The organism is Tautonia sp. JC769 (genome assembly GCF_040717455.1).
GTDB lineage: Bacteria > Planctomycetota > Planctomycetia > Isosphaerales > Isosphaeraceae > Tautonia.
In genome coordinates, this window is record NZ_JBFEFH010000003.1 from 332,718 (window position 1) to 356,380 (window position 23,663).

Consider the following 23,663-nt stretch of genomic DNA (forward strand, 5'->3'; position numbering starts at 1 on the left):
GGTTGAACCGCCCGCAATCCGCTTTCGTCGCGAGGAACTTCCCCGACGCCTCCTTTGTCCTACGGTTGCGGAGTGCGGCAGGTTGCGCCGATGATCCCGTCGACCGGGTATCGGGCCTCTCGGTCTCCTGACCGGCTCGGATCCTTCGCGAGCGTCCGCAGGCGTTCGCAACGGGTCTGATCGGCCCGCGCTCCGCGAGTGTTGCCATCACCGAACCGCTTCGAAATCGTCTCCCGGCCCGCCAGGGTCGGGGGCCCCCTGGGGTTGATCGCCGCGTATGAATGTCGTCATCGTCGAATCGCCTGCAAAGTGCCGGACGATCAACAAATACCTGGGCGACGAGTATCAGGTGCTCGCCTCGTTCGGCCACATTCGAGACCTCCCTCCCAAGGACGGCTCGGTCCGGCCCGACGAGGATTTCTCGATGGATTACGAGATCCAGCCCAGCTCGACCAAGGCCGTCAAGGCGATCGTCGATGCCGTCAAGCAGGCCGATGCCCTGATCCTGGCCACCGACCCCGACCGCGAGGGCGAGGCCATCTCCTGGCACGTCCTGGAGATGCTCCGCCAGAAACGGGCCCTGCGCAAGGGCCTCCAGGTGCGCCGGGTCGTGTTCAACTCGATCACCAGGGACGCGGTCCTCGACGCGATGGCCCACCCTCGCGACCTCGACATGGCGCTCGTCAACGCCCAGCAGGCCCGCCGGGCCCTCGACTTCCTGGTCGGCTTCTCCCTCTCCCCCGTGCTCTGGAGGAAACTCCCGGGGAGTAAATCGGCCGGGCGCGTCCAGTCGGTCGCGCTCCGCTTGATCTGCGACCGCGAAGACGAGATCGAGCGGTTCATCAGTCAGGAATACTGGGATGTCCGCGGAGCGTTCCTCAAGCAGGATGAGACCCGATCACGATTCCTCGCCCGCCTGACCCACTTCGAGGGCAGAAAGCTCGACAAGTTCGACATCCCCAATCAGGCGGAAGCCGATCGGGTCGTCGCAGGTCTGACGGGCAAGGACTATGCGGTCCGGTCGGTCGAACGGAAACAGGTCCGCCGCAACCCGAACCCGCCGTTCACCACCTCGACGCTCCAGCAGGAAGCCTCCCGCAAGCTCGGCTTCGGTGCCAAGCGCACCATGCAGGTCGCCCAGCGGCTCTACGAATCCGGCCGCATCACCTACATGCGGACCGACGGCGTCGAGATCGCCCCGGAAGCCCTCAGGGCCATCCGGTCGCAGATCGAGGGGCAATTCGGCAAGGAATACGTCCCCGACTCCGCCCGCGTCTACAAGAGCAAGGCCGCCAACGCCCAGGAGGCCCACGAGGCGATCCGGCCGACCGATCTCTCGCTCCTGCCCGCGAGCGTCTCCAAGGACGTCGAGGCCGACGAGGCCAAGCTCTACGACCTCATCTGGAAGCGGACGATGGCCAGCCAGATGGCCACCGCCATCTTCGACCAGGTCGTCGCCGAGATCGACGCGACCGACCGCTCGGCCACCCTGCGGGCCGTCGGCACGACCATGAAGTTCGACGGCTTCCTTCGCCTCTATCGCGAGGGCCGCGACGACGCCTCGGAAGACGACGAGGAGAGCGGCGCCTTGCCCCCCCTGAGCGAAGGCGAAGCGGTCGACCTTTCCGACATCCTGCCGGCCCAGCACTTCACCGAGCCACCTCCACGCTTCACGGAAGCCAGCCTGGTCAAGCGGATGGAGGAACTCGGCATCGGCCGGCCCTCGACCTATGCCAGCATCATCTCGATCCTGCAGGACCGAGACTACGTCAAGCTCGAGAGCAAGCGCTTCTTCCCGGAACCGCGCGGCCGGGTCGTCACCGCCTTCCTCACGCACTTCTTCCAGCGGTACGTCGAGTACGACTTCACCGCGAACCTCGAGAACGAACTCGACCGCGTCTCCGACGGCCAGATCGACTGGAAGGAGGTCCTCCGAGCCTTTTGGGACCATTTCGCCTCGAACGTCGAGAAGGCCAAGGGGCTGGAGATCACCAACGTCATCTCCGAGCTCAACGAGGCCCTCGCCACGCTCCTCTTCCCCGGCGAAGGGGACCTGGAGGAACGCCGGAAGTGCCCCTCCTGCGGCACCGGACAGCTCTCGCTCAAGGTCGGCAAGTACGGGGCGTTCGTCGGCTGCTCGAATTATCCCGAATGCCGCTTCACCCGCGAGCTGACCAAGGACAAGGACAAGGGGGACGGCTCCGCCGACGGCGAGGCGGCCGGTTCCACCCCCGTCGAGCCGAAAACGCTCGGCGAGGATGCCGAGGGGCAGGCGATCACCCTCCGCAAGGGCCCCTATGGCTTCTACGTCCAGCTCGGCGAGGGGAAGAAGCCCAAGCGCGTCTCCGTCCCCAAGGGGATGGACCCGGAATCGGTCACGATCGAGCGGGCGGCCGGGCTCCTCTCCCTCCCCCGAAACCTGGGCAAGCACCCGGAGACGAACAAGGTCGTCAAGGCCGGCAGCGGCCTCTACGGGCCTTACGTCCTCCACGAGGGGAAGTACACGACCCTCCGCCCCGAGGACGACGTGCTGACGATCGACCTCGACCGCGCCGTCAAGCTGATCGCCGAGGCCCCGAAGAAGCGAGGCGCCGAGCCGATCAAGGTCCTCGGCGAGCACCCGGAAGACAGCCAGCAGGTCGCCGTCTTCGAAGGTCGTTACGGGCCGTACGTCAAGCACGGGAAGATCAACGCCACGATCCCGAAGGACCGCAAGCCGGACGAGATCACCCTCGACGAGGCCATCCCGTTGCTCCAGGAAGCCGCCAGCCGGAAATCGAGCGGCGGGGGCCGTCGCAAGACCACCACTCGCGGCAAGTCCAAATCCTGATCGCCCCGCCGATCACCGCCGGATTGAGGCCGATGCTCGGTCGCCCCTTCTTCATCGCCGAAGCAGGGGCGGCGAGCGTTCGGTCACCGTCGCGTCGGAGCGATCGGCTCACGCTCACGAGTCGAGCGGCTCGTCCAGCGATCCCGTCTTCAGATCGCCGGCCATCGCGATTGCCGTGGCCGTGGCATAGGTCCGACAGTGGGACAGTGTGATCAAGATCTCACCGATCCCGCGCTGTACGGCCGCATCGCGGGCCCCTCCTCGGACCAGGACCTTAGGCCCGCCCAGGCCTTCCCGGCGGATCTCCATGTCGGTCCAGCAAATCCCGCGGACCCAGCCGGTCCCGATCGCCTTCAAGATCGCTTCCTTGGCTGCCCATCGGCCGGCAAAATGCTCGAACGCGTGCTTGCGTCCCTGGCAATAGCGAATCTCGCGATCGGTGTAAACACGACGCAGAAACAACTCACCATGCTGCTCGATCATCTTGCCAATCCGGGGCACCTCGATAATGTCGGTCCCAATCCCCAGGATGTTCATGCGCGGTCGACCCTCGATGTTCGGGGCGATCCATCCGAGCGGCTGGCCCCGTTGATCCCGATAGCGATCCCCGAGTGTATCCGAGTCCGACCCACCAGGCCAATCCGACCTCCCTCGGCCTGACCGATCGAGGCTCGATGACCCGCCGGCTCGCCTGCATCGACCCGCGGGAATCAGATCGCGGCGCATGCCCCCCGATGTTATACTTCCATTGGATGCGATACGGACGTACCGCTCTCGACGCCAACCTGCCAGGGACGGATCGCTGATGGATTTGCTCTCCGACTTGACGGCCCCCCAGCGAGACGCCGTCACCCACGTCAACGGCCCGCTCCTGGTCCTCGCCGGGGCCGGGTCCGGCAAGACCCGCGTGATCACGCGACGCGTCGCCTCGCTCCTCGGCCACGGCATCCCGGGGCGGCAGATCCTGGCCCTGACCTTCACCAACAAGGCCGCGACCGAGATGAGAGAGCGGATCGCCGCCCTCGCCCCCGATCACGGTGTCTGGGTCGGCACCTTCCACGCGCTCTGCGCCCGGCTCCTGCGCGAATTCGGGCCGAAGATCGGCCTCGATCGCGGCTTCACCATCTACGACCAGCCCGACCGCCTCCGCGTGCTCAAGTCGGTCATGGAGCAACTCGACCTGCTCGACGCCGGCGTCGCCCCGGAGAAGGTCGAGGCCGCCATCAGCCGGGCCAAGAACGACATGCTCGACCCCGAGACCTACCTGGCCCGCCGCGGAGACGGGGCCGACCACGTCTCCGCGGTCGTCGGCCGGGTCTTCAAGGGGTATCAGGCGCGTCTGCTCGAGTCGTCGGCCGTCGATTTCGACGACCTGCTGACCCACGTCGTGACCCTGCTCCGCCAGGATCAGGAACTCCGCGCCCGCCTCGACGCACGCTACAAATATATCCTCGTCGATGAGTATCAGGACACCAACCTCGCCCAGTACGCCATCGTCCGGGCCCTCTCGGTCGACACCCCGAATCTCTGCGTGACCGGCGACCCCGACCAGTCCATCTACGGGTGGCGAGGCGCGAACCTCAACAACATCCTCGAATTCGAGCACGACTACCGCGGCTGCAAGGTCATCCGCCTGGAGCACAATTACCGCAGCACCAAGAATATCCTCCGGGTCGCCGACCACGTCATCCACCACAACCGCCGCCGGAAGGCCAAGGTCCTGACGACCGAGAACCCCGACGGCGACCCGGTCGAGCTGACCACCTTCGCCAACGAGACCGAGGAAGCCCAGTCGATCGCCTCCACCGTCGCCGACCTGGTCCGCGATGGGGGGTACTCGTTCGGCGAGATCGCCGTCTTCGTCCGGGTGACCGCCCTGACCCGAGGCCTCGAGTCCGCCTTCCGTTCCCTCGCCATCCCCTACCAGGTGGTCGGCGGCGTCTCCTTCTACGAGCGAGTCGAGGTCAAGGACGTCCTCGCCTATCTGAGCCTCCTGAACAATCCCAAGGATGACATCGCGTTTCTCCGGGCGATCAATGCCCCCCCCCGGGGGCTCGGGAAAGTCAGCCTCGACCGGCTGCAAGGCTACGCTCGCGATCGCGGCATCCCCCTCAGCTCAGCGGTCCGAGAGGCCGCCTCGATCGCCGGCCTGACCAACAAGGCCCGCGCCGGGCTTCGAGATTTCGTCCTCCTGACGGACGAGCTCGCGGCCCTGAGCGACCACTCGTCGGCCGAAGAACTCACGCGGAAGCTCATGAATCTGAGCGGCTATCGGGATTACTGGGCCAATCAACCGAAAGGGGACGGCGAGGACCGCGTCGCGAACCTCGACGAACTCGTCTCCGCCGCCCGCCAGTTCGACCTGGAACACCCCGAGTCGACCGTGCTCGACTTCCTGGCCGACGTCACCCTCAGCTCCGCCGTCGATCGCTGGAAGGACGAGGGAGGGGCCGTCACCCTGATGACCCTCCACGCCTCGAAGGGCCTGGAGTTCCCCGTCGTGTTCATCGTCGGCCTCGAACAAGGTCTCCTCCCCCATTCCCGGGCCTCCGACAACGACGCCGAGCTTGAAGAAGAGCGTCGCCTGTTCTTCGTCGGCATCACGCGCGCCCAGCGCGAACTCCGGCTGAGCCACTCCCGCGTCCGGGAGTTCCGCGGCCAGCGATCGGTCGCCATCCCCTCGCAATTCCTCATGGAATTGCCCGAAGGACCCATCCGCTACCGCGACCTCTCCGGCGCCGACGAGGAGATGCCCCTCTCCTCCCGCCGAGCCGCCCGGGCCGCATCCTTGCCCCCCTCTCGGCCCGTTCCCTCGGCCCCGACGGAGCGATTCCGGCTGACGACGGCCGCCGCGCTGGCGAACCCCTCCGGCTCCGCCCCCCGTCCCGAGGCCGAAGCGAGCGGTGACCTCGCCGCCTTCCGCCCGGGAGTCCTGGTGCTCCACCCCCAGTACGGGCTCGGGAAGATCGTCTCCATCGATGGGGCCGGCCCGAACCGCAAGGGGCGGGTCGCCTTCACCGTCGGCGGCGAGCGCACGTTCGTCCTGGCCCGGTCTCCGCTCCGGCCCGTGAAACGATCCTGAGGAACCACCGCCCGCCCCGCCTGCCGAACCCGGCGAGTCGCCCCGGAGTCAGGCCGGAGTGCCCCGCTGCTCGCCGACTGCCCTGCCGATCGATCTCGGCCCGTCCCGGAGTTGCTCGTCCATGATTCGCCTCGGCGTCAACATCGATCACGTCGCGACCCTTCGACAGGCCCGAGGGGGCCGCGAACCCGACCCGGTCTGGGCCGCCGCCCTCTCCGAGCTGGGGGGGGCCGACGGCATCACCGTCCACCTGAGGGAGGATCGCCGGCACATCCAGGACCGCGACCTCCGCATCCTGAGAGAGACCGTCCGGACCCGATTGAATCTCGAGATCTCCCTCGCCCCGGAGATCGTGGCCATCGCCCTCGACGTCCGGCCCGATCAGGTCACCTTCGTCCCCGAACACCGCCAGGAAGTCACGACCGAAGGCGGCCTCGACCTCCTCAGTCATTGCGATCGGGTGGCCGACGCGGTCGCCCGGTGCAAGGACGCCGGGATCGAGGTGAGCCTCTTCCTCGACCCCGACCCGTCCCAGGTCGAAGCCGCCGCCGCCGTCGGCGCCGTCGCCGTTGAACTCCACACCGGCCGCTACGCCGACGCCCCGGACCATGCCTCGCGTCAAAAAGAACTCGACGCATTATTCGACGCCGGCCTTCGGGTCCGGCAGGGCGGCTTGCTCCTCCATGCCGGACATGGCCTCACGCTCCAGAATGTCGCCGACGTGGCCCGGATTCCCGGGATGCTGGAGCTGAACATCGGCCACAGCATCGTCTCCCGCGCCGTCTTCCTCGGATTCGAACGGGCTGTTGCCGAGATGAAACGGGCGATCCTCGACGCGGTCGCCGCCCCCCAGCCAGGACGTTGACCGCAGGCCTCCCCGCGATGGGCGGCACGAAGTAACGATCGATCCCGCCGCCGCCGCCCTCGCGCCGTTCCGTCGAAACATTTCCACTTGAAATCAACACAAGATGCCGAGATCCGGGGTCTTGGCGGTCGGTTCTTCCCGTATCATCACTGTTTTCGGTATGATGTGGTGGAATTTCGACGGGCGTACGCGGTTCTCTCTTCCCCCCTCCGATTGACTGAGTTCGAGGCGTGACGATGCCGACCAAGGGTGAACGTTTCAAGGGTTGCACCGTTGCTCTCGTGACTCCCTTCCGGGATGGGGAAATCGACCTTGATGCGCTGAAGGGCCTGGTGGACTGGCACCTCGAGCAGGGCACGCCCACCATCAGCCCGGTCGGGACCACCGGGGAATCCCCCACCCTCTCCCACGACGAGCACGAGCGGGTCATCGCCGCCGTCATCGAGCGGGCCCAGGGCCGTGCCCGGGTGATGGCCGGGACCGGTTCCAACGCGACCAGCGAGGCCGTCCGGCTGACGAAATTCGCCGAGAAGGCGGGGGCCGATGCCGCCCTGCTCGTCTCCCCCTATTACAACCGCCCCAGCCAGGAAGGGTTGTACGCCCACTACGCCCGGATCGCCGAGGCGACCGACCTCCCCCTGGTCCTCTACAATGTCCCCGGCCGGACGGCCCGGAACATCGACCCCGCCACCGTCGAGCGGCTGGCCCGGGTGGCCCGAATCGTGGCCATCAAGGAGGCGAGCGGATCCATCGATCAGGTCAGCGAGATTCGACTTCGTACCGACCTGACAATCCTCTCGGGTGATGATTCCTTGACCCTTCCCATGCTTTCCGTCGGCGCCGAGGGGGTCGTCTCGGTCGCGGCCAACCTCGTGCCCCGCCCCATCATCGCCATGATCGACGCCTTCGATCGGGGCGACCTCGCCGAGGCCCGCCGCATCCACCTCGAAGTGTTCCCCCTCTGCCGCGACCTGCTCTCCATCGCGGCCAACCCGATCCCGGTCAAGACCGCCATGGGCCTCCTGGGCCGCATCGACGGGTCCATGAGGCTCCCCCTCTGCCCCCCCGAGCACGCCGGGATCGAGACGCTCCGCGCCTCCCTGCGGGACGCCGGATTGCTCGGGGCTTGATCAAATCATTCAAGCAAGACCCGCCCATGAAAGTGATTCCGCGTCAATTCCATGGATCGAATGACGTGAAATCACTTGTCTAGTTCGCATGAACCGTGTAGGATGTGTGCAGACACTCCGGTATCGGGATTTTGCGGCCCTCGCCCAACCCGTCATTCCGAGAGATCCGCCGGCCAGCCCTCCTTTTGGGAAACCTTCCTCCTCTGGCCTCGCGGCACATGACTTGCTCATTCCCTGTTCGTCCCGATGCATCGGCCGGGGATATCACCCACTTCGGCTGAAAGCGAGCGCCTCCGGGCTTCCGGAGCGTCCAGCTTTTCCACGGACCAACGGGTTCACATCGCATCACCGAAGAATCGGACCCCCCAACCATGGCTCGAAAAAGTTCCAAGGCGACCGAAGGCACCAATGGCACCGCCGCGGTCGAAGTGCTCCCACCCGTTTCCGACCAGTCTGTCCGGGAGCTGGCCCAGGTCTTCAAGCTCATGAGCGATGAGACCCGCCTGCGGATCCTGCTCTACCTCGCACGCAGCGGCGAGCTGCACGTCACCGATCTCTGCAACCGCCTCGGGCAGAGCCAGCCGGCCGTCAGTCATCACCTCGCCCTGCTCCGCGTCTCCGGCCTGATCGAGTCGCGCCGCGAGGGGAAACACAACTTCTACAGCGTTCGTGCCGAGCAATTCGGCGAGCTGCTGACCCAGCTCTTCTCCAACGCCGGTCGCATCCCGCGCAAGATCAAATTCCACCGTTTCCAACTGACGGTCGATTGATTCTCCGACGGACCCGCAATCGGCTTCCCGCCGGTTTCGCTCGAACCGGCGGTTCGCCTTGACCGCATTTCCAACTCTTTGCAAAATCACGCCTCGTTCGAGTCTCGCCCGATCGGCTCGCAGCTCATCCTGCCGAGCCCTGGGCGGCCGTCCCGTGCTCGGATGCGCGGGGGCTCTCTTGAGCAGCAGCGGGAGCGGTCGCGCCCCGATGCCGAGCGACCTCGGCATCACCACCGCAGGCCCCCCGGACATTAGAGGAAGGAGCCGATCCGATGCCGATTCAGACCCGTGCGGTGGCCCTCGTCGGTTTGGGGCTACTTGGCCTGACCCCCTGCCCGAGCCTCGCCCAGCAACCCGCCGACCCCCAGGTCCAGCGCACGACCGCCGACGCCGGTCAGCCCGCTCGCTCTGCGGCCGTCGCCATGGCTCCCGCCGTCATCGCCGGGATCGACATGGAACGGGTCATCAACGAATACGACCGATACAAGGAGTCGAGCGAGAAGTTCAAGGCCGAGGCCATGCAGAAGCAGAAGGAGCTCGAGCTGCTCCTCGCCGAGGCCAAGGGATATGCCGAGAAGCGCGACTCCTTCGGCGTCGGCACGCCCGACTACCAGAAGTTCAGCGACCTGCTCGCCGACACCCAGGCCAAGTTCGAGGCCCAGAAGCAGAAGATCGCCGCCGACTTCACCATCCGAGAGTCGAACGCCGTCGCCGAGATCTACAACGACATCCGCTACGTCGTCGATTTCATCGCCAAGAAGCGCGGCGTGACCTTCGTGGTCCAGATCGGATCCAACGACAAGATCAATGGTGAGAACCCGAACGATGTGATGGCCGCCGTCGCTCGGAACGTCGTCTGGAACGACCCCACGGCCGACATCACCGACCAGGTCGTCTCCACGCTCAACGCCTATCACCAGCAGCGGAAGTCTCAGTCACCTCAGGGTGGTGCTGCGAGCCCAGCCCCTGCCCCCGCAACGCCTGCGTCCGCCCCCGCTGCCGGTGGCAACTGAGATTCGACGCCCGGGGGGTCGGGCGGTCCCGTGTCTTCGGGACCGAATGGTCCCCGACCCCTTGCCGTCACCGACCGGTTCGCCAGAAAACCGTACGCGGACGATTCGGACCGAGCCACACCGGTCGCCCCCCCTTCTCTCCGCCCGGCGGTGCCGATCGAACCGACGGGCTCACCCGATCAAGGAAAGATCACGCCGGCATGAGCACGCGAGGATCGCGACCGCAGCGGACGATCGCCCGAGACGCCGAGGTCCGGGGCATCGGCTACCTCCTCGGATCGGACGTGACCGTCCGGTTCCGACCCGCCGACGCCGACTCCGGCATCCAGTTCGTCCGGGTTGACCTGCCCGACCGGCCTTCCGTGCCGGCCCTGGCCAGCTTCGTCGAACCTCGTGAGCGGCGCACGGCCCTCCGTCGCGGCGAGGCCGTCGTCGAACTGGTCGAGCACGTCCTGGCCGCCCTGGCCGGGCTTCAGATCGACAACTGCACCGTCGAGCTGGACGCCCCCGAGACGCCTGGCATGGACGGCTCCTCGCTCGCCTTCGCCCGCGCCATCGCCTCGGCCGGTTCGGTCGAACAAAACCAGCCCCGGCAGGTCCTCGTGATCGACCGGCCCGTCACGGTGCGGGACGGCAAGGCCACGGTCGCCGCCTACCCGGGCGATCCCGACCGCCTCGTGCTCTCCTATCAGCTCGACTACGGCCACGACTCGCCGATCCCCGCCCAGGCCTACTTCGCCGAGCCCTGCCCCGACCGCTTCCTCCGAGAGATCGCCCCCGCCCGGACCTTCCTCCTGGCCGCCGAGGCCGAGGCCCTCCGCGCCTCCGGGATCGGCTCCCGGACGAGCGAGGCCGACCTCCTGATCTTCGGCGCCGACGGCCCGATCGGCAACTCACTGAAGTTCCCCGACGAGTGCGCCCGCCACAAACTTCTTGATGTGATGGGCGATCTTGCCCTGCTTGGCAAGGATCTCGTCGGGCACGTCGTGGCCCATCGCTCCGGACACGCCCTCAATGTCGAGCTTGCCCGGGCTTTGCTCGCCGCCGAGGCGGACGCAACAGACCAGGATTCGGAACCGGAATCCGAGTGCTGCTCGATCGCCAACGCGACCCCGGCGATGGACATCGGCGCGATCATGCGACTGATGCCCCACCGCTACCCGTTTCTCCTGCTCGACCGCGTCCTCTCGATCGACCCCGGCCGACGGCTGCTGGCATTGAAGAACGTCACCTTCAACGAGCCGTTCTTCCCCGGCCACTGGCCCGACCGACCCGTGATGCCCGGCGTGATGATCCTCGAGGCCATGGCCCAGGCCGCCGGCATCCTCATCAGCCATCGGTTCGACCCCGAGCGTCACATGGCCATGATCGTCTCGATCGACGACGTCAAGATCCGGCGTCAGGTCGTCCCCGGCGATCAACTCGTCCTCGAAATCGACCGCTTCCGGGCCCGCTCGAAGATGGCCGAGGCGCACGGCGTGGCCCGGATCGGCGACCAGGTCGCCGCCGAGGCTCGGCTCCGCTTTGCCGTCCTGCCGGCCGAGCAGGCCGCCGCCTGATCCCCGACGATCCTCCGGGGGCAGGCCTTGAAGATGTGTGTCTGCTCTCAGGATCACCGCGAACCTCGCTCCTCGACCGGCAATTGCGTTCCAGGGAGGGAATGCCCATGGCGATTCGAATCGCCGACACGGCGACGGTCGACCCAGGTGCCGACTTGGCCGACGACGTCGAGATCGGCCCCTACTGCGTCGTCGGCCCCGACGTGAGGCTCGGCGCCGGCACCCGGCTGACCGCCCACGTCTGCCTCCTCGGGGTCGTCCGCATGGGCGACCGCAATCGCGTCGGCCCCTTCTCGGTCATCGGGTCCGACCCGACCCCTGGACGTTCTCCCGGCCGGGTCGAGATCGGCGACGACAACGCGATCCGAGAAGGCGCCTCGATCGAGGCCGGTTCCGATTCCGGCCCCGAGGCAGGCACCCGGATCGGCTCCCGGAACCTGCTCGGGCCGCACGTCGCGATCTCCGGGAATGCCTCGATCGAGCACGATGTCCTGCTCGGCGCCGGGGCCCGGCTGGGCATGATGGCGAAAATCGAATCGTTCGCGCAGCTCACCGCCGGCGTCGACGTCCACCCCGCCGCCACGGTGGGTGAGCACGCCTTCGCGGGGGGACCGGCTCGGGTGTTCCGGGACATCCCCCGCTACATGCTCGTCGACGGCAGATCCGCGAAGGTCCGGTCCATCAACCTCATCGGCCTGAAGCGCCGAGGGTTCTCGCGGACCTCGATCCGGTCGCTTCGCGAGGCCCACCGCCTGATCTATCGCGCCGGCCTCGACCTGAACGCCGCGGCCAACCGATTGGTGGACCTCGGCCAGATGACTCCCGAGGTGATCCGGCTCCTGGAGTCGCTGCACGCACAGCGATCCGGCCGGCATGGCCGGGCCCGAGAGACCCTCCGACGCTCGCCGGAGACCGTCGAGGCGACAGTCGGACAGGGCAAACGTCCCGTGGGTTGACTCATCGCGATGGCCTCGCGACGAACCGCCCGGATGGCTTGAAGAAGGAGCGGAAGGTGACGACCAAGGATCGGTTGCGGGTCGGAGTCGTGGGAGTGGGGCATCTGGGCAGGCACCATGCCCGGATCCTCTCGGGGATCGACGGGGTCGAGCTGGTCGGGGTGGCCGATGTCCGGACCGAGCAGGCGATCGCCGTCGCCGGCCCCCTCGGCACGTCGGCCTTCGACGACTACCGAGAACTCCTGGGCCGGGTCGACGCCGTCTCCGTCGCCGTGCCGACGACCCTGCATCACGAGGTCGCCGGCGCCTTCCTCTCCCGGGGCATTCACGCCCTGGTCGAGAAGCCGCTGTCCACGACCGCCGCCGAAGGGCGAGACCTCGTGGAACTGGCCCGGAAGTCCGGGGCCGTCCTGGCCGTCGGCCATATCGAACGCTTCAATCCCATCTGGGAAGCCGCGATCGACCGCTGCCCCCGCCCCCGATACATCGACGCCGAACGCCTCGGCATCTACACCTTCCGATCGACCGACGTCGGCGCCGTGCTCGACCTGATGATCCACGACATCGACCTCATCCTCTCCCTCGTCAAGGCCCCCGTCGCGGCCGTCTCGGCCCTCGGGACCCCCGTCTTCGGCGGTCACGAGGACCTGGCCCAGGCCCGCCTCGAATTCGAGGACGGCTGCATCGCCGACATCTCCGCCAGCCGGGCCAGCTACCAAGCCGCCCGACGCATGCGACTCTGGGGGGCCGAAGGGTACGCCTCGATCGACTTCGCCTCCCGACAGGCCACGCTCGTCCGCCCTTCGGAATCCCTCCGACGGGGCGAGATGAACCTCGACGGCGTCGACCTCTCACGCCCCGACGCCGTCCGCGACCACCTGTTCGGCAACGTCCTGCAGGTCGATCAGATCAGCCCACCCGCCCCCGTCGATCAGCTCACCGCCGAGCTGACCGATTTCGTCCACGCGGTCCGACTCGGCCGCGCCCCCCGAGTCCCGGGCAGCGAGGCCCTCGACGCCCTCCGGGTCGCCGAACAGGTGCTCCACGGGCTGCGGTCCTACCGCCTCGACGCCGGCACCGAAGTCCCGGGCGCCCCCCACCTCCGCTCCTCCTCATCCACCACCAGCGCCGAGCCTCACGCCGCCCTCTCCGGCCCGAAACTCTGGAAACTCCGCGGGCCGGGGAGCCCGTCCCGATCCCCCCGGGTCTGAGCCACGGCACCCGAGCGGCCCGGGACCCGCCGATTCTCCTCCCTCGCGGTCGGGCTTCACTTGAAGCAAACGATCGTCCATCGGTATGATTGATCCCTTCAACGGCCGCGCCCCGGCGCGGCTCTGTTCATTCTCCCTCCGACACGGACTCGAACCCATGGCCGCGCCAGAAACCGCCGACCGCCCCGCCCCCGATCCCCGCCTGCGCGTTCTGAAGAAGTTCAAGGGCCGCTTCCTGCCCCGAGGGCCGCTCCGCGATCGGCACCGCGAGTTGATGAAGCGCTGGGAGTCGGGCGACGACCATGGCGGGGTCACCTTCGAGGAACTCAGGGCCCTCCTGACCGACTGGCGGGCCGACCAGGCCCTCCGCCGGAATCCGAAGGGGGCCAGGGCGGAAGCCTGACGCCGCCCCCCGTCCTTCCTCGGAGTGCGTCCTCCGGCCGGGCCGAACTCCCCTCGCCCGGCTTGCGATCCTCCCCTGCGCTCTGGTCGAATAAAGGGGATCCAACCCTTCGCCCGCGTCCCCATCGGAATCGGAGCCGCAACATGATCATCGGGGTCCCCCGAGAGATCAAGGACGATGAATACCGCGTCGGCCTGCTCCCCGTCGGTGCCGAGGAATTGACGGCCGCCGGCCACACGGTGCTCATCGAGTCCGGGGCCGGACTCGGCAGTGGCCTGCTCGACGCGTCGTACGAGGAGGTCGGCGCGACCATCGTGGCCAATGCACAGGAGATCTGGTCGCGATCGGACCTGGTGATGAAGGTCAAGGAGCCGCAAGCCGCCGAATGGCCGGAGATGCGATCCGGCCAGGTCGTCTTCACCTACTTCCACTTCGCCGCCGACGAGGCCCTCACCCGGGCCGTGATCGACAGCGGGATCACGGCCATCGCCTACGAGACGATCGCCGACGCCCGCGGCCACCTCCCCCTGCTCACCCCGATGAGCGAGGTCGCCGGCCGGATGAGCATCCAGCAAGGGGCCAAGTTCCTCGAACGCCCCCAGGAAGGCCGGGGGATCCTCCTCGCCGGCGTCCCCGGGGTCGCCCCGGCGGAGGTCGCGGTCCTCGGCGGGGGGATCGTCGGGTCGAATGCCGCCAAGGTCGCCTCGGGCCTCGGGGCCAATGTCCGCATCCTCGACATCAACCTCGACCGGCTCCGCTACCTCGACGACATCATGCCCCCGAACGTGACCACCCTCTATTCCGACCGCCACACGATCCGCGAATCGATCGAGCGGGCCGACCTCGTCATCGGGGCCATCCTGATCGCCGGTGCCCGCGCCCCTCGGCTCGTCACAAAGGCCGACCTGGCCCGGATGAAGCCCGGCGCGGTCGTCGTCGACGTGGCGATCGACCAGGGCGGCTGCTTCGAGACGAGCCGACCCACCACCCACCGCCACCCGACCTACGTGGTCGACGACGTGGTCCACTACTGCGTGACCAACATGCCCGGCGCCGTCGGCCGGACCAGCACCTACGCCCTCTGCAACGTCACCCTGCCTTACGCCTTGAAGCTCGCCAACCAGGGCTGGCGGACGGTTGCGGAACACTCCCCCGGCATCGCCCAGGGAATCAACGTCGTCGCGGGACAGGTCACCAACCAGGCGGTGGCCGAGACCTTCGACCTGCCGTTCACCCCCTGGACCAGGACCGCCTGACCCACTTGCCTCCCCTGCCCTCACCGAGATCCTTTTCGGAGCACCGACTCATGGACAACGGCCACGAACACGACGCCGAACACGAAGAAATCGACGCCACCGAACTGTTGAGCGAACTCGGGGCCGACGCCCGGACGCAAATCTTCCTCTCGATGCGTCAGCAGAACCTCGAACTCCTCGAGATCGCCGCCCGGGTCGCCGGCTACGGCAGCGACCACGGCCCGCTCAAGGGGGACGAGTCCGAGAAGGCGATGCGGACCATCTGGAAGCTCTATTCCGAATTCTACTCCTGGATCGACCCCGAGGAGATCGAGGAAGACGAAGAGGAAGACGACGAATGACCGTCGGGCCCCCCGCCTCCGAGGCCGACCCCGGCCCGACGATCGAGACCGTCGGCTGGGTCGGCTCGGCCCAGGACGGCTTCGTCCGCCTGATCGACCAGACCCTCCTCCCCGGGACGTTCGTCCGGATCGATTGCCGAGACGTCGAGCAGGTCTGGGAAGCGATCAAGATGCTCCGGGTCCGCGGCGCGCCGGCCATCGGCATCGCCGCGGCCTTCGGCGCCTTGCTGGGGGCCCGCGCCCGAGGGACCGAGTCGGTCGATTCGGTCCGTGCTGCCCTGCTTGAAGCCTCTGCCCGCCTGCGGACGAGCCGCCCCACCGCGGTCAACCTCTTCTGGGCCCTCGACCGCATGGACCGGGCCGTCGAGGCCGAAGCCCCTCGGGCCTCCGATCCCCACGCCTTGCTGGATCGCCTGCTCGCCGAAGCCCGGGCCATTCAGGATGAAGACCGGGCCATGTGCCGATCCATCGGCCGCTTCGGCGCCGACTTGCTCGGCCCGGGCCAGGGGGTGCTCACCCATTGCAATGCCGGCGGCCTGGCCACGGCCGACTACGGGACCGCCCTCGCCGTGATCTTCTCCGCCGCCGAGCAAGGCAAGTCCGTCCACGTCTTCGCCGACGAGACCCGGCCCTTGCTCCAAGGGGCCCGGCTGACCGCCTGGGAACTCCAGCGGCGCGGGATTCCCGTCACCTTGATTTGCGACAACATGGCCGCGCAGGTCATGAAGGAAGGGCGTGTCCAGGCCGTCGTCGTCGGCGCCGACCGGATCGCGGCCAATGGCGATACCGCCAACAAGATCGGCACCTACTCCGTGGCGCTGGCGGCCCGAGCCCACGACATCCCCTTCTATGTCGCCGCCCCGTCGAGCACCTTCGACCTCTCCTTGACGGACGGTTCCGCCATCCCCATCGAACAACGCGACCCGCGCGAGATCACCCACGGCTTCGGTCTCGCGACCGCGCCCGAAGGCATCCAGGTCTACAACCCCGCCTTCGACGTGACCCCCGCCTCATTGATCACCGCCCTGATTACCGAACGGGGGGTGATCCGCCCGGTCGGTCGTGAGGCAATCCGAGAGGCGATCGGCCCCTGATCGTGGTTCCTTCGAGGAGGTGCCGCGGTCGCCGTGCCTCCCCATTCGGGATCGCTCGACCGCGCCGCTCTCGTGATTCCCGCTGCTCCAAGGTCCGGGGGAAGCGTCGATGAGGCCACAGATCTCCATCACCTCACTCCTGAAGCAGGTCCTCGAAGACTATTATTGCTCGTTCGTCCCCCTGGTGGGGTATGAAGTCCTCTATCGAATCACCGGCCTGATCCTCATCGCCCCGGCAGGTGCCTGGATCCTGCGATCGCTCATCGGGATGACGGGCCGCTACGCGGTCGGCAATGTCGAACTGATCGCCTTCGCCTTCTCGCCGCTGGGGATCGCCATCATCCTCGTCGCGGGCGTGATGGGCGTGTTCAACCTGTTCCTCCAGTATGCCGGGGCCATCATCATCGCCGACGCCAGGCTCCGGGGCCGTCATCTCTCGACGTTCGGCGCCTTCTGGCGGGTGCTCCTGAACATCCCTCGGATGGTCCAGCTCGGCGTCTTGCAGATCGCCCGATACGCTTCGGTCGCCCTCCCGGTCTTCGCGGTCGTCGGGGCGGTCTACTGGTTTCTCTGGTCCGGGGCCGATCTCTATTTCCTGACCAACGTCCGCCCCCCTCGATTCTGGTTCGGCGCCGGCCTGGCCGGCCTGGCAGTCGCCGTGGGATCGGTCTTCCTCGCCCGCATGGTCCTGCGATGGTTGGTCTCGCTCCCCCTCGTGCTGGTGGAAGGTCGCCCGCCCGGAGACGCCCTCCGAGCCAGCCGACAACGGACCGCCGGTCAGGCGCCGAGAAACCTGCTGGTTCTCCTCCTGACCACGCTCGCCATCTCGTTGCTCGGCCTTCTCGCCGCCGGGGTGTTCGCGATGATCAGCCTCAGCATCCTGAATCTGGTCCCTGATCGCCTGGACGCCACGATCCCGGCCCTCGCGCTCCTGCTCGGAATCCACCTCATCCTGTTCGAGGCCGTAGAGATCACGGGATCGATCCTGGTGGGGCTGGTGATCTTCCGGATCGCCCACGAACACGGCTTGGTCGAGCCGGATCGCCGCCACACCGGGATCTCGGCACGCAAGTCGCTGCGATCCCTCTCGAAGCGTCGACGCGCCCTCCGGAAGGGGCTGGTGGGGGCCATGATCCTCGTCGTGATGTCTTCCCTGGCTGCCCTGGGCCTGCTCGCGACGGTCGGCGTCTCCCCCTCCGTCACCGTCACCGCGCATCGCGGGGCGGCCCACGACGCCCCCGAGAACACCCTGGCCGCCCTCCGGGCCGCCATCGCCGCCGGCGCCGACGCGGCCGAGATCGACGTGCAATTGACCGCCGATGGCGAGGTCGTCGTCTTTCATGATGAAGACCTGATGCGACTGGCCGGCGACCCCCGACGCCTCTCCGAGCTGACCCTTCAGGAAGCCCGGGCCTTCGATGTCGGCTCCTGGTTCGGCCCCGAGTTCCGGGGGGAACGCATCCCGACGCTCGACGAGGCCCTCGACGAGGCGGGGGACCGACTCGGGCTCAACATCGAGCTGAAGCTGACCCGGACCCAGACGGATCCCGCCCCCCTGGTCCGCGCGGTCGTTGACGCCCTCGATCGGAAGCAGGCCCACGCGCGATGCGTCCTCTCGACCCTGTCCTATCCGGCGCTCGCCGAGGTCCGTCGCCAGGCCCCGAGCGTTCGCGTCGGCTTCATCGTGTTCGAGGCCGTGGGAGATCCCACCCGACTCGACCTCGACTTCCTCAGCGTCCGCGACGCGCTCGCCACCGACGACTTCATCGCCCGAGCACGCCGCCGAGGGCGGCCGGTCCACGTCTGGTCGATCACCGACCCGGACCACTTCGTCACGCTCGTGAACCGGGGGGTCGCCGACGTCCTCACCTCGAATCCATCCCTCATGGTCGCTCGACGGGCCGAGCTTGAGCAATTGAACGACCTGGAACGCCTGCTCCTCTGGTATCAACGCATCCTGGGGGACCGATAGTGTGTCACTCGGTCGGCGTCGTTGCCGGCTGCGGTTTCCGATTCCAGATTTCGACGACCCCGAACCGTCGAGCAGGCTCGTACCACCGGCGAACCGCCTCGGCCATCTCCGGGGAGACGAGCCCCGGCTCGGGGCCTTCCCAATCCGGCGACCAGATCACCACCGAGTCGTCGGCCGAGGCCAATTGATCGATGAAGACCTGATCATCCCAGCCGACCTGGCTCTTCCAGAGCAATCCCGACTCGTTTCGAAAGACCGGCACTCGTCCCGCGACCCCGACGGCCGAGAGCTGATAGCTGAGCAGGTTCGCGACCCTGGTCGAAGCGCCAAGTCCGTCCCGGAGGTGATCAATGGCGTCTTGGTAATCTGACCAGGGGTAGAGCCGGGCCTGGTAGGCCGTCATGTGATGGACGTACCCCGGCGGCGGTGACGGCGACGGAGCCTTGCGATCGAACAAGGCCGCCACGGCCGCCCGCGGGTTGCAGAATTCTGGCTTGGCGGGCACCGCGACGGCCAGCACGACCACCGCCAGGGCCAGTCGCACCCGACCGGTCAGCCCCGTTCGCAGCAGCACACAGGCGGCGATCAGGCCCAGCATCACCGACCAGACGACCCATCGGGGATGGTCGAGATAGTCATGCGGGAACGGGTGCAGAGGCTTGTACATCAGCACCCCGGCCGCCGCCAGCAGCCAGATCCTCGCCTCGCGACGGATCGCGCCGCCACTGGACCGCGCGAGCAGCCCGAGCACGACCGGCACGGCCAGCCACCGCAGTTCGGCGGCCTGGCGGACCACCCCCGCGATCATCCCCAGGGGGGTCGCCCGGCTGTATCGGCTCCCGTAGGACGCGAGCCGGACCCCCTGCAGGAACTCATCGAACACCCCTTGAATGACGAGCGGCGAGAAGGCCAGGGCCACCCCGACCGCCACCAGCCCCAGCCACCGGGCGACCGAGGACACGGCCCTGCCCCGATCCGACCCCGCGACCGCCCAGACCAGGGCCGGGAGGAAGACGATGACGTGCGGACGGAACGTCAGCGCGGCGGCGGTGGCGAGGGCCGACGCCGCCCGCCCCCATCGCCCCGGCCAGGTCGTCGGCACCAGCAAGGCGACGGCGACGCACCAGGTCGCCTGCCAGTCGCGCTGGGCCACCAGCGAGAAGTTCAGGTTCGCCAGGTACCCCAGCAAGGCCGCAAAGCCGACCAGCCCCGGCCAGGCCAGGGCGAAGTGCCGACGCGACCAGAGCACGAGCAGGAGGCCGACCGCCACGACCATCGCGGCATCGAGGGCATAGATCGGCCAGGTCTTCCCCGGACCGAACACGGCGATCAGCCCCCGGAACAGCAGGATCTGGCCGGGAAACGCGAAGGCGGTGACGTCCCGGTAGGGAAGTAGCCCCTCGGACCAGGCCAGGGCCATCGCGGCGTTGGTGTCCAGGTCGGGCCACCAGGGCCAGGTCAGGTAATGTGGCACCCAGCTCGCGAGCATCAGCAGGCAGACGAGGCCGGTGACCGGCGCGAGCAATCGTCGGGCACACCGATCGGCCCACTCGTCGGGCCGATCCCCAAGGGCGGCCGAGGAGCCGCATGAAGAAGCGTTCGACTGAAGAGATGATGGCAATTGAGGCATGACGGACCCTCCGTGGTCCCCTGAGGCGGCATCCCTTCCTCATTGCGGAGTCCCGAGGGCCCCGCGGGGAATTCCCCAGGGCCCTCAGGGCATGCGGAGGACTCTACCCGAGCCGGGCGGTCGTGTCGAGGACCCGGCCCGGGTCAGGCCGTCACATCAACGGTGGCCGTGAGGCTGGATGTAGCCGAGCTTCAGCAAGGCCTCGATGATCTGGTCGGCGCACTGCTCGACCGAGAGCTTGCTCGTGTCGAGCGTGACCTCGGGGTTCTCGGGGGCCTCGTACGGGTCGTCGACGCCGGTGAAGCCCATCGGCTTGCCGGAGGCGACGGCGTTGCGGGCCTTGGCGTAGAGGCCCTTCACGTCGCGCGACTCGCAGACGTCGAGCGGGGTGTCGCAGAAGACCTCGACGAAGTTCCCCTTCGACATCTTGCGGGCCTCGTCCCGCGTCTCGCGATACGGGCTGATCACCGAGCAGAGGATCGTCCCGCCGTGCTGGGCGACCAGGCCGGCGACGTAACCCACGCGGCGGATGTTTGTATCCCGGTCTTCCTTGCTGAAGCCGAGGCCCTTCGACAGGTGGGTCCGGATCTCGTCGCCGTCGAGCATCGAGGCGTTCCGGCCGTACTCGGCCAGGCGCTCGGTCAGGGCGTGGGCGATCGTGCTCTTGCCCGAGCCGGAGAGCCCGGTGAACCAGATCGTCAGGCCCTGATTGAACTTCGGCGGGTTCGTCTCGCGGAGGATCTCGGCGACCTCGGGGCGGCTGAACCACTCGGGGAGGGGCACGCCCTTGGCGAGGTAGTCGTCGCGGACCTGGGTGCCGGAGATGTTGGCGGTCTTGACCCCCTCGGGGACCTCGTCGACCGGGCAGTAGCGGTCCTCGTCGGGCAGGTAGACCATCAGCTTGAAGTCGACCATGCCCATGCCGATCTCGTCGCCGTACTTCTGCATGGTTTCCTGGGCGTCGTACGGCCCATAGAAGGGCTTGCCCGAGGAATCGTTGCCGGGGCCGGCGTGGTCGCGGCCGACGATCAGGTGGGTGCAGCCGAAGTTGCGGCGGATGATCGCGTGGAAGAGGGCCTCGCGAGGCCCGGCCATCCGCATCGCCAGCGGCAGGAGGCTGAGGACGACCGAGTTCTGATCGTAGTAATCGTCGACCAACGCCCGGTAGCAGCGGACCCGGGTGAAGTGGTCGACGTCGCCCGGCTTGGTCACGCCGACGACCGGGTGGATGAGCAGGCCGCCGCCGACCTGCTTGGCCGCGAGCTTGGTCAGCTCCTCGTGGGCCCGGTGCAGGGGGTTGCGGGTCTGAAAGGCGACGACCTTGTCCCAGCCCTTCTCGGTGAAGTGGGCGCGGACCTGGGCCGGGGTCTTGCGCAGCTCGACGAAGTCGTAGTGCGGCGGGACGCGGATGACTTCCAGCTTGCCGGCGGCGTAGTGGCCCGGCTGGCGGTTCAGATAGGCGACGGACGGGTGCTTCGCGTCGGTCGTGCCGTAGGCCCCCTTGGCCTCGGCCTCCTTGTCGTAGGCGTAGATCTCCTCGACGTGGAGGAAGGCGAGCAGGTTGCCGTAGACGTCTCGGAGGGCCAGCGGCTTGCCCACGGTCACCCCCTGCGAGGGGTCGACGGGCAGGGTGACGGGCAGCGGCCAGAGGGTGCCGTCGGCCAGGCGCATCTCGGCGACGACGCGCTCGTAGTCGGCCTTGCCCATGAAGCCCCGGAGCGGGGAGAAGCCGCCCGTGGCCAGCAATTCCAGGTCGCAGAGGCCGCGTTCGTCGAGCGTGATGCTCGGGTATTCCTGGGAGGTGGCCCGCATTTCGGCGGCGCGGGCGTCATCGACGATCAGGTCAACCAGCGATCCGCCGTAGGGGGTGTTGGGACCGGGGTGGGAGGTCGGGGCAGAAATCGTCAGGGTCTCCTTCTGAAAGACTCCTTCAATCGGAGTCAGAACCAATTTCGAGCAATTCCGAATCGTAACAGAGCACGGTCATCGGGTGCGACGCCAGGCGGCCCGGGGATGTCGCGGAGCGGCATCAGATGACCCAGTCGCGCGGGGCGGTTCGCTCCGCGACATCGGCGAGGGTGATCCGATCGAGCACGGCCTGCTCGGCGCGTCGGATCTCGTCCCAGACCGAGGCGAGGGCCCGGGCCTCGGGGGCCTGGGGTTCGCGGTGCGGCTCCTCGGGGCCGTCGATCGCGAGCAGGACCTCCCCGATCGAGATGCGATCGGGGGACTTCGTCAGGCGGTAGCCCCCCGAGGCCCCTCGGACGCTGGACACCAGGCCGGCCCCCTTCAGGTGGAGGAGGATCTGGACGAGATAGCGTTCGGGGATGCCCTGGCTCTCCGCGATCTCCCGGATGCGCATGGGGGGCTCGTCGGGCCGATGACGGGCGAGGGCGAGCATCGCCAAACAGGCGTATTCGGCTTTCGCGGAGAGTTTCATCAGGGGGTGGCGGATCCAGGAGGCATCGTCATTCGTACGCGAGGCCCGGGAGGTGTGACCGGGCCGTTCCGGGAAGAATCCCGACGACGGACCCGCCGCCCCCGAGGCCGGGCCGGGCGAGCATGGCCCCGGCTCGCTTCGCGAGGGAGGGGCTAGAGCTGGCTGCTGTCGAGGGAGTGGAGGCCGCACTCGGTCTTCGCCTGGCCGGCCCAGCGGCCGGCCCGTTCGTCGGTCTCCCCCTCGGCGACCGCTCGGGTGCAGGGCCAGCAGCCGATCGACGGGTAGCCCTGGTCGTGCAACGGGTTGTACGGGATCGCGTTGGCCACGACGAAGGCCCAGACGTCGCGGCGAGACCAGCGGAGCAAGGGGTTGACCTTCACCAGGTCGAACTTCGCGTCCCAGCCGACGACATCCGCCCTGGCCCGGTCGGCGGACTGGTCGGCGCGGATGGAGGAGATCCAGGCATCGTAACCGACGACCGCCCGGCGCAGCGGGACGATCTTCCGCTCGAAGCAGCAACGGTCCGGCTCCTTGGAGTAGACCGGCCCGCCGTTGGCGGCCTCGAACTGGGCGACCGTGGTGTCGGCGCCGACCAGCTCGACCTCGATCCCGTAGCGCTCGGCGATCCGGTCGCGGAGGCGGAGCGTCTCGGGGAACTGGTAGCCGGTGTCGAGATTGAAGACGCGGACCTGATGATCGGGGTCGACATGCGAGAGCATGTGGAGGATCGCGCACCCCTCGGGGCCGAACGCGGTGGCCATCGTCAGCTTCGGGCCGAACGTCTCGACCGACCAGCGGAGGATGTCCCAGGCCGAGGCGGATTCCAGGCGACGGCTCGCGTCCGCCAGATCGACCTTGAGATTCGGGGGGGCTTCGACCGACATGACTCGACCTCAATCCGATGCGGTTGACCTCGAATGTTCGCAATCTTAGCCATGATTCGCATGATGGTCAACATTCCGGCCCGATTCTCGACAAGAGGAGCGGCACGAGCGGGGAAATCCCCGAGGAATGCCGGGGAAATCGCTCCACAACTGGTGTGTGGCAATCAGGTTGAGAAAGAGCCCGCCGGGCCAAGCGATCGGGAACCCCCGGCAAACCTCAGTCCAGT

The 23,663-nt window shown here is 67.9% G+C and carries 19 protein-coding genes; 14 read left to right on the forward strand and 5 right to left on the reverse strand.

All coding sequences use genetic code 11. The features are described 5' to 3' along the window. Positions 1 to 277: 277 nt before the first annotated feature. The gene (gene topA, locus AB1L88_RS05365) at positions 278 to 2,830 is read left to right on the forward strand and encodes a type I DNA topoisomerase (RefSeq protein ID WP_367095596.1); all 2,553 of its coding nucleotides are present in this window, start codon (positions 278 to 280) and stop codon (positions 2,828 to 2,830) included. A 114-nt stretch (positions 2,831 to 2,944) separates the two neighbouring features. Here the strand turns inward: topA and acpS are convergent, their stop codons facing one another. Beyond that, positions 2,945 to 3,367 (reverse strand): holo-ACP synthase, encoded by a 423-nt coding sequence (gene acpS, locus AB1L88_RS05370; RefSeq protein ID WP_367095597.1) that lies wholly within the window; start codon positions 3,365 to 3,367, stop codon positions 2,945 to 2,947. 268 nt (positions 3,368 to 3,635) lie between these two features. Between acpS and AB1L88_RS05375 the strand changes: the two genes are divergently transcribed. The 13 genes from AB1L88_RS05375 (at position 3,636) to AB1L88_RS05435 (ending at position 18,482) form a co-directional block, all read left to right on the forward strand. Then, a complete protein-coding gene (locus tag AB1L88_RS05375) occupies positions 3,636 to 5,912 on the forward strand; it encodes a UvrD-helicase domain-containing protein (protein ID WP_367095598.1) in 2,277 nt (758 codons plus the stop codon). Positions 5,913 to 6,033: 121 nt separating this feature from the next. Beyond that, positions 6,034 to 6,777: a pyridoxine 5'-phosphate synthase gene (locus AB1L88_RS05380; RefSeq protein WP_367095599.1), complete on the forward strand. Its 744-nt coding sequence runs from the start codon at positions 6,034 to 6,036 to the stop codon at positions 6,775 to 6,777. A 236-nt stretch (positions 6,778 to 7,013) separates the two neighbouring features. Beyond that, on the forward strand, positions 7,014 to 7,907 hold the full coding sequence (gene dapA, locus AB1L88_RS05385) for a 4-hydroxy-tetrahydrodipicolinate synthase (protein ID WP_367095600.1): 894 nt from the start codon (positions 7,014 to 7,016) through the stop codon (positions 7,905 to 7,907). Positions 7,908 to 8,278: 371 nt separating this feature from the next. After that, a complete protein-coding gene (locus tag AB1L88_RS05390; protein ID WP_367095601.1) occupies positions 8,279 to 8,677 on the forward strand; it encodes a metalloregulator ArsR/SmtB family transcription factor in 399 nt (132 codons plus the stop codon). A 272-nt stretch (positions 8,678 to 8,949) separates the two neighbouring features. Continuing rightward, positions 8,950 to 9,690 carry an OmpH family outer membrane protein gene (locus tag AB1L88_RS05395; RefSeq protein WP_367095602.1) on the forward strand — a complete coding sequence of 247 codons (741 nt, stop codon included), beginning with the start codon at positions 8,950 to 8,952 and terminating at the stop codon, positions 9,688 to 9,690. 200 nt (positions 9,691 to 9,890) lie between these two features. After that, on the forward strand, positions 9,891 to 11,249 hold the full coding sequence (lpxC, locus tag AB1L88_RS05400; RefSeq protein ID WP_367095603.1) for a UDP-3-O-acyl-N-acetylglucosamine deacetylase: 1,359 nt from the start codon (positions 9,891 to 9,893) through the stop codon (positions 11,247 to 11,249). Between the two features lie 107 nt (positions 11,250 to 11,356). Then, positions 11,357 to 12,205 carry an acyl-ACP--UDP-N-acetylglucosamine O-acyltransferase gene (locus tag AB1L88_RS05405; RefSeq protein WP_367095604.1) on the forward strand — a complete coding sequence of 283 codons (849 nt, stop codon included), beginning with the start codon at positions 11,357 to 11,359 and terminating at the stop codon, positions 12,203 to 12,205. A 56-nt stretch (positions 12,206 to 12,261) separates the two neighbouring features. Then, on the forward strand, positions 12,262 to 13,416 hold the full coding sequence (locus AB1L88_RS05410) for a Gfo/Idh/MocA family oxidoreductase (RefSeq protein ID WP_367095605.1): 1,155 nt from the start codon (positions 12,262 to 12,264) through the stop codon (positions 13,414 to 13,416). A 157-nt stretch (positions 13,417 to 13,573) separates the two neighbouring features. Continuing rightward, positions 13,574 to 13,819 carry a hypothetical protein gene (locus AB1L88_RS05415; protein WP_367095606.1) on the forward strand — a complete coding sequence of 82 codons (246 nt, stop codon included), beginning with the start codon at positions 13,574 to 13,576 and terminating at the stop codon, positions 13,817 to 13,819. Between the two features lie 143 nt (positions 13,820 to 13,962). After that, positions 13,963 to 15,075, forward strand: a complete 1,113-nt coding sequence (gene ald, locus AB1L88_RS05420) for an alanine dehydrogenase (RefSeq protein ID WP_367095607.1) — start codon at positions 13,963 to 13,965, stop codon at positions 15,073 to 15,075. A gap of 50 nt (positions 15,076 to 15,125) precedes the next feature. Next, complete coding sequence (locus AB1L88_RS05425; protein WP_367095608.1) at positions 15,126 to 15,416, forward strand: hypothetical protein; 291 nt, start codon at positions 15,126 to 15,128, stop codon at positions 15,414 to 15,416. Next, entirely contained in the window at positions 15,413 to 16,510 is a 1,098-nt protein-coding gene (mtnA, locus tag AB1L88_RS05430) for an S-methyl-5-thioribose-1-phosphate isomerase (protein WP_367095609.1), read from the forward strand. The genes AB1L88_RS05425 and mtnA overlap by 4 nt, the downstream gene beginning before the upstream one ends. Before the next feature lie 109 nt (positions 16,511 to 16,619). Beyond that, positions 16,620 to 18,482, forward strand: a complete 1,863-nt coding sequence (locus AB1L88_RS05435; RefSeq protein ID WP_367095610.1) for a glycerophosphodiester phosphodiesterase family protein — start codon at positions 16,620 to 16,622, stop codon at positions 18,480 to 18,482. A gap of 4 nt (positions 18,483 to 18,486) precedes the next feature. Here the strand turns inward: AB1L88_RS05435 and AB1L88_RS05440 are convergent, their stop codons facing one another. The 4 genes from AB1L88_RS05440 to AB1L88_RS05455 form a co-directional block, all read right to left on the reverse strand. Beyond that, positions 18,487 to 20,112, reverse strand: coding sequence for a hypothetical protein (locus tag AB1L88_RS05440; protein ID WP_367095611.1), 1,626 nt, complete (start codon positions 20,110 to 20,112; stop codon positions 18,487 to 18,489). Between the two features lie 156 nt (positions 20,113 to 20,268). Then, the gene (locus AB1L88_RS05445) at positions 20,269 to 22,014 is read right to left on the reverse strand and encodes a bifunctional sulfate adenylyltransferase/adenylylsulfate kinase (protein ID WP_367095632.1); all 1,746 of its coding nucleotides are present in this window, start codon (positions 22,012 to 22,014) and stop codon (positions 20,269 to 20,271) included. A gap of 127 nt (positions 22,015 to 22,141) precedes the next feature. Further along, positions 22,142 to 22,552, reverse strand: coding sequence for an Rrf2 family transcriptional regulator (locus AB1L88_RS05450; RefSeq protein WP_367095612.1), 411 nt, complete (start codon positions 22,550 to 22,552; stop codon positions 22,142 to 22,144). Positions 22,553 to 22,704: 152 nt separating this feature from the next. After that, positions 22,705 to 23,436 (reverse strand): phosphoadenylyl-sulfate reductase, encoded by a 732-nt coding sequence (locus AB1L88_RS05455; protein WP_367095613.1) that lies wholly within the window; start codon positions 23,434 to 23,436, stop codon positions 22,705 to 22,707. Positions 23,437 to 23,663 lie beyond the last annotated feature (227 nt).